Genomic DNA, 14,273 nt, shown 5'->3' with positions numbered 1-14,273 from the left:
TTTCAGTGAAAACAAGGCGAATTTACGCGTCAATAGCTGGCCTATTGCAAGTCAATTCAACGCAGTTAGCGCTGAAAATAGCTGCTAGAGATAGATTTATTATCCAGAGTTCAGGTTACTTAACCTAAATCAGAATTAAAAAGCACAAGGTATCACCTATATCACCTCGTGCTACGGTTTTAACTATTTTGCTGTATCACAGATATAACACGATAATGTAACGCCCATGTTAGCTTTATATTTCTGGTGATGCTCGACCCCTTTAAACTCATAAGGTCCTTCAAAACGAGTAAATATTTGCATATCTGAGTTTAATGTATTGTCAAAATGCATCATATTTGAATGTAGCGACTCACACATATTTTTACCCATATCGTAAGCTAAGCGCCAATCATCAAACTGACCACAATCTAACATCGGGCTTTCTCGACCTGATGCAAAAAAGCTTTTTTCTGTACATCCACTACTTGTATCACTTTTTAAAAATGAAAAAGTTCCTGTCGATATTTTCATTGAAGCGAGCAATATTGTTTGCTTTTTAGGGCAGTTTTGCGCGTTAGCTTGAAGTTCTTCTTGCAGCATTTTTGCACTATGAGCATGCGCAAAGGTTGTTAGTAACAAACTTGATATTAAAATTGTATATTTCATTATATTTACCTCCATATATTTACTTAATCCTATTGTTGATGCTGTATTAACATAGCTATTAAATACAAAACCAACTAAAAAAGTGTGCATCAAAGAGAGGTAAATCACACTTACAATCGTGGGGCAATTGGGTAAAAACGGGTAAATTTATTTTTAAGTTATTGTATTTATTTATATAAAAAATTATTCAACTAAAAAAATAATGCCCGGCATGTTTACACCCCCTTACTTTTCTCACTTTTACCTAACTCGCCCCATGCTGACCCAGCTAATTCCTTTCGTGATGAAAATAAACAAGCAATATAAAAGGGCACATTATTTGTGCTTATTTATTATTTATGGAGGAATAAAAATGAAACGTACATTAATGACACCACTTGCTTTAGGTTCTCTTGTATATATGGCAATCATAAGTACCACTGCATTTGCAGGTACTGTTGAAAATACCAACCACCGTACTACCGCTTTAGAAAATGATTATGGTGCAATGGCACCTGCTCAAGTTAGCAAACAAACTTGGCAGACTATTTCAGCGTGGTCTACTGACTCGCTTTCTTTGCTTGATTTTATAGCTGAAAACGATGAAGAAGCGGTACTCAATCATTATATTGAAAAACTAACAGCAACTTATCAGGCCGAAGAAATCTTAAGTCAAATAAAAGAGATAGACGTAAATGCGCTTGATTTATGGTCTACGGTGCTTGCTGATCACTCGCCCGAGGACAACTATTACCTTGCGCGCTACCTTATACAATATAAGCCGGCTCTTTTTAAGCAATGGTTAACAATGCAAAAAATGGTTTCGTTAGCTGAGTTTGTCGAAATAAACAATCCACGATTATTTGAAGCGTGGTTTGAAAATTACGCAGCTCCTAAGAAAAAGGGGCTCTCTGTTTTAAACTATAACAAAGAAATGGATCCAACTACTTATAATGAAATTAAAGAGTTATTAAATAAAGATGCAAAGGGTGGTCCAAAGTCAGCCTGTGCCTGCCAAATGGTAGTGCCAAATACAGGTTCTGGTACTGTGGTAACAAATTACCCTTCAACCCCATCATCACCTGCACCTGAAACGTCTAGTGACAATAAAGGAATGTCTAAACACGGACTTAACTTTACCAGTACAGCTTACGGCGCATTTCATTCAGGCGATGGTGAGCGTTGGTCAAAACATAAAGCGTATGGCTACGACAACACAATAAGTCATAACTCTACTGAGTTTTCGGTAAAAATGCTGTGTGCCGATAAAGCGGGTTTTGATTGTAATCAAAGTAATTCATGTTCAGGAAACTTAGAAGTTAGAGGTACTTATGCCTCGCGCTTCCATGTAAAAGGGACCGCAAAGCAAATTTGGTCAAAAGCGACTAATGCACACTCTGCCGATGGCGCAAAGTTTGCCGTTGATTTACCTGGTGCTGCTCCTGAGATTGTATTGTTTAATAAAGCCGGTGGTGCAGCAATGAGCTTCAACACTGGATGGGATATTAACTCGGTGCTGGGCACTATAAAAGCAGCTTTAGGTATTACTGCTGCAATAGTGAATGACAATGCGGGTAGCTTACTCGATGCACAACTTGCCAGTGATTTAATTACTAATATTGCAGGCATAATTACCCGTTCGGGTAACGAAGCGAGTGTAAATTCGACGATGCGAGCTCGATTTGATTCATCTGACGTAAGTCCATTTTTGTTGCAACCCAACGAAGTTTACCACTTCACACTCGACTCAGAAGCCCACGTTAAAGCACGAGGTTATGGCGGTTATTCTGATAGTCATTTTGAGTTTGGTAGCTCTGGCGCTGTAATGTATGCCGCTAACCACTTTACTTGTGGCACAAATGTTACCGCCCCCATGCCTACCGGTTTATGGTTTTATGCCAGCCAGTCAGGTCCTGATAACACCGCTTCTCTTCGTAGTGATGTAGAAAATTGGCTATCTATTCAGCTAAATCAGGGTGTTAATGCTTCGCAGCAGCAAGGGGTTGTATATTAAGCACTGCAATCGAACTTATAAAGGGTAGGTGTTTCCTACCCTCTTTTGTATGTTTAAAGCAAAGGAATCATCATGAAAAAACTACTTACACTTTTTATCACTGCACTTACAATAACAGCAAGTATGCATTGTGTTGCTATAGCAAAACAATTTGATACAAGCACACTACCCGTACTATTTTATGCAAACCAAGAGAGCTATTTTGCTCAAACACCTTGGTTTAATTTTGCGTATCAGCAACGCAAAATACAACTACAAACTTGTAAAGAAGAAGCGTGTGTTCAACGTTTACAATTTTTAGAACTCCAAGAAGGCGATCAAAGCCATCAACATAATAATGGCTCCGCTTTTTTAGGTAACGCCGATAAAACACACACTTCAAACACTTACTCAAAGCTTAAGTTAGGCCAAAGTAATCACAATACGTTGCATGTTAGCGGTAACCAACGGCGCATTCTTTTTTCTTTTGAGATCACAGAAAGAGGCACTCCACTTCAATTTAAATTTGAAGACGAACAGGACTCTTTCACCTCAAAAAATCAACAGGCGCTTATTCGCTCATCTAAGTTATGTATATCAAAGTGTGAAACAACATGGCAGGCATTCAGTGTAGATAAGGAGGGTCAATACACTCCAATAACTTTCCACCAGCAGGCGCAAGATCAATGGGTTGTAAAAGAATTAGATAACACTATTAGAATTGAATTAACCGCTTTATTTGGTCAATATTCGGCGCCTTTACATCAGTATCACAACGAGGAAGTGTCGTTTTCAAGCTATCAAATAAATGACAAAGCACTTATAAATACACAGAGTCATGATCAACAAAACCAATATATTTTTGAGCAAACAAAAGTAATTGGTCTAAGTGGGCACACATGGGTTTTGCAGCAAGGCAATACACTGCAATTGACCGATAACCACGCTAGCATTTTAAAAACTCGCAAACTATCAACTTGGCATATAAACAAATTGCTAAATAGCTATATATCAAAGCATCGTGTTTATTTGTTAGCCCAAGTAAATGAGCAATATCAAACCCCACCTGCAAAGCAAACCGTGATAGCCCAATACCCAAAGGAAACGCAAAGCAAAATGCGCCCCGTGGTACTCTATGAGTTCGATTTAGCGCTTAACTTAATATCTAGCACCACACTCTATTTGCCTGAAAGTGAACTACCGTATGCACAAATAACACTTCAATCGTGGGGAGTATTAGTAGGCACAGGTGAAGCCGCTGCTGCATCGGTTAATCACACTTATCAAAGCAACCAGTCATCTGCAAATATGGCAAACTGCCCGATGATAAATGACGGTTATGGTTATGGCTTATTATGCTGGAAAGCATTAAACAACCCAGCTATAAATTACACACCTAGTGCAGCTAGTAGCATGATCCCAGTAACGGTTGTCGACAATACAACGCCAAGCCTACTTAACCAACTGGAGGCAAACCAACATGGAATAATATTCGATAATAGCGGCACTCCTGTTGATCCTGGCGGCTCATGGACACATGCAGATAACGTTGCAATAAACAAAGAAGACTTAGGCCTATCAATTGCAATGTATCATCAACGTTGGCATTCACCTGTCGCGGCAAATATTATTTTCCCCGCAGGTAGCTCTTCTCGTCCTGTTATGTTTAGAGCTGTAGAATATTCTGCAGCAAATACCAGCAACCTTCCACACAATGTGTGCAATCAGTTTGCTGCCAGTTCTGGCTACCCTGAATACCAAGCCGCTGATGCATGTATGACGCAAGCAAACTTTGGCCTATTTAGTTTAGAAAGCCTGAAATTTGATCGCTGGCAAGGAGGAAGTTACCATCCAGACCAAAGTGTAAGTGGCAATGATAATAGCTGGTTTCCGTGGTTTACTAATTTTGTTGGTGATCCTCCTGTCGAAGAAGCTTTTACAGCTGAAGCGGTCCATGAAATGGTGGCTCGTATGCGTATTAACGCTGCAAATATTGGAACTTTAATACAAGACTCATACATTGACGGGCATTTTTATACCCAAGCACATGTACCAGGGTATTATATTTCGTATCAATAAAATTTACGATACAGAAAAGGGTTAGTGTATTCACCAACCCTTTTTAACTTACGGAGCTTTATTTATTCATACCGTAACGTCAGCGATGGCCGTGTACTGGCGGCTTTAAAGGCGATGCTGGCAACTGTCAGCCAAGTGATCGCAGTAACACTCAAAGCGGCAACCAGATAAACCCACAGCGCTTGATCAACACGCTCATTAAAGTTTGCGAGCCAATCACCCACCAGCCAATAAGTTAGCGGGTATGCTATGGCTACACTTCCTAGCACTAAAATTAAAAACTCTTTTGCCAGTAGATTCATTATGCTGATGCGTGACGCACCCAGTACTTTGCGTACAGCGACTTCTTTTTGGCGACGAATCGTGGCAAATGAAGCTAAACCAAAAGTTCCTAAGCAAGTTAAGAACACTGCAAGGCCAGTAAATATAAGTACGACAAGAGAAACACGCTCATCACCTTTTAATACCGCTTTATAGTTTTCAGCTAGCAGGTTTATTTTTGGCTCATAAATATTAGACACTTCAGCTAAAGCTGTAATCACTGCTTGTTTTATAGCAGGGAGGTTTTGCACGTTCACGGTTAAAATTACTTCAGATACTGGTGTTAAATAGTTGTAACCACATAAAAACATAATGTTAGAATTCGCATCTTGTGCATTACCAACCTTTACATCTTTTACAACACCAACAACTTGCATATCCACATTACGCCCTGTGTCTTTAATTTTTTGTCCAACAATATCAGCCACATTGCTATAACCAGCCTGCTTGGCAACGGTTTCTGTAATAATTGTACCTACTGTTGTAACCCCGTTTGCTCGCGTCGCCCAGTCTGAGGAAAACTCACGGTTAAAGTCTCTACCAGCAATAAGCGTAAGGCCTAGCCCTTTTACAACATCAAAACCAGAACCTATCACAGGGGTTATTCCACCTGAAAATTCACCATTGGGCCAAGTAGGCTGTAATGTATTATTAATTGAAACGGTTAAACGAGTATCAATAATCGTTGCTTGCTCTACACCATCTATAGCCGTCAAGCGATTAATTAGTGCGCTAGGCTGCTGCGTAAATACCGATTGCACCGGCAACTCTGAAACCACTAAGCGTTGCTGTGTTTGATAGCCTAAAGGAAGACTTTGTAAGTGAGATAATTGTTTTAACAACGTAACCGATGCAATGATCAAACCGATTGCTAATGAAGCTTGCAAGGTCAATAAACATTTACGTACCCAAATGGCCGTATTACCGCGTTGTAAATCGCCACTTAACACTCGTTTTGCGCTAAATGATGAGATAAACAATGCCGGGTACAAACCTGCAAGTATGCCTACAGCAATAACAACAGCCATAATGCCCAAACCAAAGGCTGAAAAATAACTCACTATCAGTTCACGATCGACCAGCTGGTTAAAACTTGGCAATAACAGTTCCACTAACACACAGGCAATAATCATCGACAATAGAGCAACCAAAGTAGATTCAGCTAAAAACTGTGTTACTAACTGCAGCTTACTTGCACCAAGTGCCTTGCGCACACCCACTTCTTTGGCGCGCTTTGCAGACTGTGCCACCGTCATATTGATAAAGTTAAAGCCAGCAATCAAAATAAGTAACACGCTCAACCCTGCACAAATCGTTACAACTTGCTTTGCGCCGCCTGCTTTCATTTCAAATGGCGATTTTGCTGTTAAATGTAAGTCTAGTAATGGGTGTAACTCAATGGCAACTTGACCCGCCATTTGCCCATTGAAGTACTGTTTAGACAGTGTATCAGCGAGTGCTTTTGGATCGGCCTGTGGCGCCAAGCGCATATAAACATAGCTACTATTAATCATCAGGTTATTTGGATCATGTTTTACATAAACGAGGTTTTTAAATGCAAAGTGAGTATTGCTTGGTAAATCTGCAAACACCGCCCGTACAGTATATTGCCCTTGTTCGTGCTGTAGCGTGTTACCAATAACATTTATTGTACCGAAAATACGCAGTGCTTCAGATTCACTTAGAGCCAAGCTCTCAGGTGTACTCATTGCATTTTTTAAATCACCAGCCAATGTGTTTATATTGATAAAGTTCTCAATATTTGGCGTTGCCCCATACAAGTCATTAAGTTTAAAACCCTGATCCAGGTACTGCACGTCAACCATAGCTTCTCGAGTCAGCGATACCATCGTCAAACCAAACACTTCTTCTACTTGGCTATATTCAGTGGCTTTTGCCGCTTGAGAATAATTGAAAATAGGAATGACTGATAAGCCCAACTTTGAGTAATCTTGGCCTACACGGTAAACACGTTCAGCGTGAGGCTGCTGACTATCGTATGACAACTCGTTTTGTGCAAATAGTGCCACTAAAATTGCCGCAGCTAAGCCGATACTTAGCCCTAAAAGGTTTAGGATAAAATGCTGTTTTTGTTGCTTAAATGATCTTAAAGCAGTGACTAAATAATTAATAAACATATTAAGCAACCTCAACAACGGCTTGCTGCACAACATTTGCTTTATCAAGCATCACTTGGCCATCCAATAGGCGCACTAAACGATCAGCATAGGCACCCTCTTTTTCTGAGTGAGTCACCATAATAACCGTGGTGCCCTCGCGGTTTAATTCGCGTAGCATCGCCATCACTTCATCACCGTTTTTAGAATCGAGGTTACCGGTTGGCTCATCGGCTAAAATTAGCTTGGGATTAATCACTAATGCACGCGCAACGGCTACCCGCTGCTGCTGACCACCCGACAGTTGCTGTGGTAGATGCTCGCCGCGGTGATCAATACCCACGCGCTTTAAAATGGTTTCTACGCGTTGCTTACGCTCACTTTTTGATATTTTTTGATACTGCAATGGCAACTCTACGTTTTCATAAACTGTTAGCTCATCAATCAAGTTAAAACTTTGAAATACAAAGCCAATTGATTCTTTACGTAGCTCTGCTAGTTGCTTTTCGCTATAGCCTGCAATGTCAGTTCCCGCAAAATCAAAGTTGCCTGAGGTCGGTGAATCAAGCATACCCAAAATAGAAAGCAGCGTTGACTTACCACAGCCAGATGGCCCCATTATCGCTAAAAAATCGCCTTCGTTTACAGTTAAGTTAATATTACTCAGCGCTGTTGTTTCAACATCTTGAGTACGAAATACGCGGCTTAAATTAGTTAGTTTGATCATTGTTATTATCCTTAAAATTGTAGTTGCTGTGCTTTGTCAAAGTTGCTGTAGCTAGAGGTAATCACTTTATCCCCAGCGTTTAGCCCTTCAAGCACTTCAAAATAGTGTTGATTCTTTTTGCCTAGGCGGATATCACGGCGCACTGCTTTATCACCGCCTTGCTCGATTACATAAACCCAGTTACCGCCCGAGTTAGTAAAAAAAGCCCCGCGTTTAAGTAGTAAGGCATTGTTATTGTCATCCCCTAGCATTAACTCAATATCAATGCTTTGGCCGCGCTTAATGCTTTTAGTGTTACTGGGTAGGTCCACTTCTACTTGAAATTGTGACTGCTGTACGCGGCTATCGATTTTGCTCACTTTTGCATTCACCGTGCCGCTTTCTAGCTCAATCATTACCGCCATGTCACGCTGCACTTGGTTTAAATAAAATTCATCCATGCGCACCACTAATTTATATTCATTAGGAATATCTATTTGGCCTAACCGCGCACCACTGTTTTTAGATTCGCCAATTTCCACATCAAGTTCGCTTAAATAACCTGAAACAGGCGCTTTGATTAATAAGTTGTCGAGATTTCGACGCGCAAATTGCAGATTTTTTTCGAGCATTTTAGCGCTGTCTGACAACTGCGCCACTTGCACCTCACGGATTGAATTTTCTTGCTTTTGGCGCTCAAGGGTGAGCTCTTTACGGGCTTGGTAATAATTTAAATCTTCTTCAAGCTCAGCTAGTTGGTCTTGCGCCAATACGCCACTTTTAACCAAAGGTTTAGTTTGTTTTAATCTACGTGTTAAATGGGTAATTTTTAATTCGATTTCTAATAAGTCACGGCGTAAGTTTAACCGGCTGGTTTCCATGGTCATTTGCGTATTACGTAAAAAGTTAAGCTGCTCGGTAACTTGTGCTTCACGGCTCATTACATCAAGTTGTAAGTTAGTGTTGCTTAAGCGCACGAGCGGTTGGCCTTTCTCAACATATTCACCTTGCTCGACTAATCGCTCTTCCACTTGACCACCAGCAATGGTATCGAGATAAATACTGGTTTTTGGCACAACTTGACCGCGTAAGCTTAAGGCATCTTTAAAGGCACCTTGTTTAACCGTGCTAACCGTTAAGCCACTACGCTCGATATTTTGGCTACGGCCCGTATCACTGCTTTGCGTATAACCATATGCAGCCGCAGCAACACCTAAAGTAAGAGCTGCAAAAGTAAATTTTTTAAAATACTTTTGCGTAAATGAGCGTTCTATTTTTTTGTCCATGTCGACTACCTTGATACAGGTTTAATTTAACTAATTACTTATTGTTATTACAAAGCGTGTGCCAATTTTAATTAACCAATAAAATCAATAACTTAATTGAAAATTAAGTTTTTAAACTAATTATAGTGTCCGTTTATAGAACACTTTATTATCTTATGAACGTCCATTTATGGACACTGTCCCCTTTTTGTTTTAGGCTAAATAAAACTCTATAAGAATAAAAAACATGAAACACACAGGCTCTCTTCTAATTGTTGATGACAACCCAGACATTCTCATTGCAGCACGTTTATTACTAAAACAGCATTATCAAAGTGTTAAAGCCACAGACAATCCATTTGACATTGCAGGCATCATTAACGAGCAACGCAAGCTCGAGCAGCCCGTTGACGTAATACTGCTTGATATGAACTTTACCCAAGACTCAATCAGTGGCAAAGAAGGCTTTTATTGGCTGAAAAAAATCATAGATCAAGACGCTAATATCGTTGTTTTATTAATGACCGCTTACGGCGATATTCAATTAGCCGTAGATGCAATTAAAGCGGGGGCCTCTGATTTTATTGCCAAGCCTTGGCAAAACGAGCAATTACTTGGCGCAGTCGCCGCTGCATTTTCACACGCCAAAGACAAACAGCAAGTGGGCAAATTAACGCGGCAAAAACAAGGGTTAAACCAAGCCTTAAACACGCCTAACTTTGAGTTTTTAGGTCAAAGCAATGCGATGCAACAGGTATTTAGCACCATAGAAAAAGCAGCTCAAACTGATGCCAACATATTAATAACCGGTGAAAGTGGCACAGGGAAGGAGTTGACCGCGCATGCCATTCATCAAGCAAGTATGCTCCACAATCAAACCTTTATGAGTTTAGATATGGGTGCAGTAGCGCAGAATTTATTTGAAAGTGAACTATTCGGCCACAAAAAAGGCGCGTTTACTGATGCTAAAGCCGATCGCATTGGTAAATTTGAGCTTGCCCACGGTGGCAGTTTATTTTTAGATGAACTGGGTAATTTACCCCTAGAGCATCAAGCCAAATTACTGGCTGCACTGCAAAATAGACAAATAACGCCCGTTGGCAGCAGTAAAGCCGTTGATATAGATATTCGCCTTATTTGCGCCACTAACGACAACCTTGATCAAGCCGTCGCAGAGGGGCGTTTTCGTCAAGATTTATTGTATCGGATAAACACCGTTGAAATTCGCCTTCCGGCATTACGGGAGCGCAGCGATGACATTCCATTATTAGCTAATTACTACCTAAAACACTTTGCGCAAAAATATAAACGCAGCTTAACCATTAGCGATGATGATATGAGTGCGCTTTGCAAATACGCGTGGCCAGGTAATGTACGTGAATTGGCTCACGCTATAGAGCGTGCGGTTATATTAACTGAAGGGGATACACTCGATATAACCTCAGTTGTAGGTAATAGCGCAGCACCTAGCGCTCATTCTGCGAGTCAAAGTACAGAGGATATAAACAATCAGCTACAGTACGACACCTTTGATTTAGACATACTCGAACAACGCACAGTTCGCGCAGCACTTAAGCACCATCAAGGTAATGTGAGTCATGCAGCCAAAGCACTGGGTTTAACCCGTGGTGCCATGTACCGCCGCCTTGAAAAGTACGGGCTATAATCATGCGAGCTAATTTATTACTTTCATTTAATATTATCGCACTTATAAGTGTTAGTGCGTTGCTTAGCTATGTATTGCAAAAGCATGGTTTTTCAGCGACGACATTATTAATGATGCTAGTCGCAGCGGCGCTAATAGCGCATATTTTTACGCTGTTTAAGCGCCAACAAAAACAAGCTGAAATGGTGATCCGCGCTTTAGCTAATGGCGACAGTACATTAGGGCTTGGTCAGCAACACCCAATGCTTAAGCAATTTGAGCAAGTAAAAGCACAAATGCAAACAGCGCGCTTTAATGCCGAGCAACAAGCTCAGTTTTTACAAGCTTTGCTCATCCATGTTGATTTAGCCGTTATGGTATGTGATGACAACGGCGAGGTGATCGAATCAAACCCAGCCATTAGTAAGTTACTAGGTAAAAGCTTCCAAAATTTACATGAGTTAGGCGCTGTTGGAGAGTTAATTTTAAACGCCGAACACAATATCCGCAGCACCACCTACTGGCAAAATGGCGAGCAGCACGACACCCTATCAATTCAACTAAGTATCGCCGAAATTCAGGGTAAAGTTCGCCGTGTTGTCAGCATACAATCGATTCATGATCAATTGCAGTTAAAAGAACAGCAAGCCTATAAGCGCTTAACTAAAGTACTAACGCACGAAATAGCAAATTCTATCACGCCACTTTCATCTCTAGCTCATACGTGTACAACCTTATTACCGCAAGAACTGTGTTTTGATGATATTGAAGATAAGCAAGACTTACAGCTTGCACTAAGCACGCTAGCGTCACGTACGGGGCATTTAGGTGATTTTATTGCACGTTTTCGTCAAGTTAGTAGTTTACCCAAACCTAATTTAGCACCATACAATTTAGCTAATATACTTGAACAAATAGTCGCTCTGCACCAACAGCAAGCACTCAGCCAAGGCACAACTTTTGAGCTTGCGATTCGTAGCCAGCAACTGGTGATGCTTGATAATAGCCAAATAGAGCAAGTGCTGGTTAACTTAGTAAAAAATGCACTTGAAGTACTTGCTATGGATCATCAACAAAACGCACAGCACTCAAACAAAACACCCATAATTCAACTCACCCTCGCGCAAAATAGCGCCCAACAGCTTTACATTGAAATCAGTGATAACGGCCCAGGTATTGCTGAACACGTTATAGATATGATTTTTGTGCCCTTCTTTACCACCAAGCAACAAGGTTCTGGTATTGGCCTAAGCCTCTCTCGGCAAATAATGCTCAACCACGGTGGCGATTTAATTTATGTACCAAAACCACAAGGCGCCTGTTTTAGGTGTGTATTTGGTTAATTCATTTGACGGTCATTTTTAGCTCACCCTATGTTAAGCTAAACAGCTTTAGGTTAGCCACATTTATATTTTCGGAGTAGTTTAGTACGTGTTCTCAAATCGATTTATCCGCATTTTGCCATTAGTGTTTATTTTATCCGGCTGTGAAACCACAACCGATACACCAACATCACCCCCTGAAATTAAGGCTAACCCCAAAACAATTGTTAGTGAACAGCACGAAGATATTGCACAAATAGCTCCACTCACCACAAAAGAACCAGATGATGTATGGCAACGTATTAGGGCACAGCTGTCATTTGCTAATTCAAGCCACCCAGCGGTGCAAAAGCGAATTGCCTGGTATTTAACACATCCAAATTACATGGATGAAATTAGCCGCCGTGCTGAGCCTTACCTTTACCATATTGTTAGTGAAGTTGAAAAACGTGGACTGCCCATTGAGCTGGCATTAATGCCGTTGATTGAAAGTGACTTTGATGCCAGTGCATACTCGCATAAACATGCCTCTGGGTTGTGGCAACTCACGCCTGCTATTGCTAAGTATTTTAACGTGCAAATATCACCTTGGTATGACGGGCGTCAAGACGTAGTAGACAGTACCCGAGCTGCGCTGGATTTTATGGAGTATTTACACAAGCGTTTTGATGGCAACTGGTATCATGCAATTGCAGCCTATAACGTAGGTGAAGGCCGTGTACAACGAGCCATCAGAAATAATAAAAAGCAGGGTAAGCCCACTGATTTTTTTAATTTAAAACTGCCCAAACAAACCAGTCAGTACGTGCCAAAATTACTAGCTGCGGCACAATTATTAAAAAGCCAAAAAATGGCTTTTCCTGCAATTTCAAACAGCCCAACAATTGCAGTATTGCCTATTGATGGCGCTGTTATTTTAGATAACCAAAAGCAATGGCAGCAACTTGAATCTTTAAACCATGGTGTGATCCGCTTTCCTGCCATTATTGATGCACCCCACATTGTTGTTCCAGTTGCTGAACAAACACAATTTAAAAACATGCTCGCTAATCTTGATTCCAATGATTATAGTCAGTGGCAACACTACACAGTAAAACGTGGCGATAGCTTAAGTGTTATAGCGAAACGCTACAAAGTGGGTATTAGCCAACTCAAAGCGTTTAACGATCTAAAAAGTAACACCATTAGAATTGGCCAAAAGCTTGTGCTCCCTCAATTAGCCGATACCCAAATTGAACATCAGGTTAAATCAGGCGAAAGTTTATGGAAAATCGCTAAGTATTACAAAGTAAGTATTAATAAACTAAAACAATGGAATAACCTTTCGAGCGACCACTTAAAAATAGGTAAAAAACTTACTGTATTCTTGTCTAATAGCTAACTACCTCGCTGATTATTAAATATATGGACTGATGACTTTATCAGCCCATATACCCCTCAAAAGACCTAAATTTAGATTCGAGCTTGCACATATTTGGCATCGGCGCGTTCCTTTGTAGTGACCACGCAGTAGAATATCGTAGTGCCTACAGTGCTAGAGAGCCACATAGCAAGGTACATTTAATGTTTTTAATGGGATGCGTTGGCTCTGAGGTTAACGTTGCGTTATTTTGCCCGCGGGGCTCTAGATACTCAACCCACTCTACGGTTGTCTGATTAACGCAGTGCAACTGATAGCTGACGGCTGATATTTTCACTTTTCTACAGACGTAAAAAAGCCCGACTCTTTCGAATCGGGCTTTCTTGTATTTGGAGTCGGTGCGCTACGCAGTAGAATGACCTACTTTCACATAGCAAATGGGATACTATCATTGTGTCGGGGCGGCCTTGTCCGGGGCTCGCCTTCGAGCTGTTTTGTTTGATGTATAGGAATACGAATGCCTTTGGAGTACAGGATGTACGAGAGCGGCCACTACTGAGTCCGGCATAGGGTCTTGGCTATTTTTATTAAATCCCAAACAGCAAAAAACCCGCTACATTGCTGTAACGGGTTTCTCTTATTTGGAGCCTGGTAATGTCCTACTTTCACATAACAAATGCTACACTATCATCGGCGCTGTTTCGTTTCACTACTGAGTTCGGCATGGGGTCAGGTGGGTCCAAAACGCTATTGTCACCAAGCAAATTTGGTGTCAGTCCGTATTACTACGCACTAACTTAAATTTGGAATTTCTGCTACTAAAAGTTTTCTGTATTCT

9 protein-coding genes and 1 rRNA gene are annotated in these 14,273 nt (G+C 40.9%); 5 read left to right on the top strand and 5 right to left on the bottom strand.

The window, feature by feature from the left end; genetic code table 11:
* Nucleotides 1-183: 183 nt before the first annotated feature.
* Nucleotides 184-648: a hypothetical protein gene (locus tag CWB76_RS14570; RefSeq protein WP_138608582.1), complete on the bottom strand. Its 465-nt coding sequence runs from the start codon at nt 646-648 to the stop codon at nt 184-186.
* A gap of 352 nt (nt 649-1,000) precedes the next feature.
* Between CWB76_RS14570 and CWB76_RS14565 the strand changes: the two genes are divergently transcribed.
* The gene (locus CWB76_RS14565) at nt 1,001-2,641 is read left to right on the top strand and encodes a hypothetical protein (RefSeq protein ID WP_138608580.1); all 1,641 of its coding nucleotides are present in this window, start codon (nt 1,001-1,003) and stop codon (nt 2,639-2,641) included.
* A gap of 72 nt (nt 2,642-2,713) precedes the next feature.
* Nucleotides 2,714-4,699, top strand: coding sequence for a hypothetical protein (locus tag CWB76_RS14560; RefSeq protein WP_138608578.1), 1,986 nt, complete (start codon nt 2,714-2,716; stop codon nt 4,697-4,699).
* A 62-nt stretch (nt 4,700-4,761) separates the two neighbouring features.
* Here the strand turns inward: CWB76_RS14560 and CWB76_RS14555 are convergent, their stop codons facing one another.
* The 3 genes from CWB76_RS14555 to CWB76_RS14545 are packed head-to-tail and all read right to left on the bottom strand — an operon-like array spanning nt 4,762 to nt 9,129.
* Nucleotides 4,762-7,158, bottom strand: a complete 2,397-nt coding sequence (locus CWB76_RS14555; RefSeq protein WP_138608576.1) for an ABC transporter permease — start codon at nt 7,156-7,158, stop codon at nt 4,762-4,764.
* 1 nt (nt 7,159) lies between these two features.
* A complete protein-coding gene (locus CWB76_RS14550) occupies nt 7,160-7,864 on the bottom strand; it encodes an ABC transporter ATP-binding protein (RefSeq protein ID WP_138608574.1) in 705 nt (234 codons plus the stop codon).
* A gap of 11 nt (nt 7,865-7,875) precedes the next feature.
* The gene (locus CWB76_RS14545) at nt 7,876-9,129 is read right to left on the bottom strand and encodes an efflux RND transporter periplasmic adaptor subunit (RefSeq protein WP_138608572.1); all 1,254 of its coding nucleotides are present in this window, start codon (nt 9,127-9,129) and stop codon (nt 7,876-7,878) included.
* Nucleotides 9,130-9,355: 226 nt separating this feature from the next.
* On the opposite strand from CWB76_RS14545, the gene CWB76_RS14540 reads away from it, so the two are divergent.
* The 3 genes from CWB76_RS14540 to CWB76_RS14530 all read left to right on the top strand — a co-directional run bounded on the left by CWB76_RS14540 (nt 9,356) and on the right by CWB76_RS14530 (nt 13,456).
* Nucleotides 9,356-10,774 carry a sigma-54-dependent transcriptional regulator gene (locus CWB76_RS14540; protein WP_138608570.1) on the top strand — a complete coding sequence of 473 codons (1,419 nt, stop codon included), beginning with the start codon at nt 9,356-9,358 and terminating at the stop codon, nt 10,772-10,774.
* 2 nt (nt 10,775-10,776) lie between these two features.
* On the top strand, nt 10,777-12,096 hold the full coding sequence (locus CWB76_RS14535) for a sensor histidine kinase (RefSeq protein WP_138608568.1): 1,320 nt from the start codon (nt 10,777-10,779) through the stop codon (nt 12,094-12,096).
* 88 nt (nt 12,097-12,184) lie between these two features.
* Nucleotides 12,185-13,456, top strand: a complete 1,272-nt coding sequence (locus CWB76_RS14530; RefSeq protein WP_138608566.1) for a LysM peptidoglycan-binding domain-containing protein — start codon at nt 12,185-12,187, stop codon at nt 13,454-13,456.
* A 625-nt stretch (nt 13,457-14,081) separates the two neighbouring features.
* On the opposite strand, the gene rrf is transcribed toward CWB76_RS14530, so the two are convergent.
* Nucleotides 14,082-14,196 (bottom strand): 5S ribosomal RNA (rrf, locus tag CWB76_RS14525).
* Nucleotides 14,197-14,273 lie beyond the last annotated feature (77 nt).

It is taken from the genome of Pseudoalteromonas sp. S1609 (genome assembly GCF_005887255.1).
Taxonomy (GTDB): domain Bacteria; phylum Pseudomonadota; class Gammaproteobacteria; order Enterobacterales; family Alteromonadaceae; genus Pseudoalteromonas.
The sequence above is the reverse complement of the archived record's forward strand: the minus strand, read 5'-3'. Positions and strand labels throughout refer to the sequence as shown.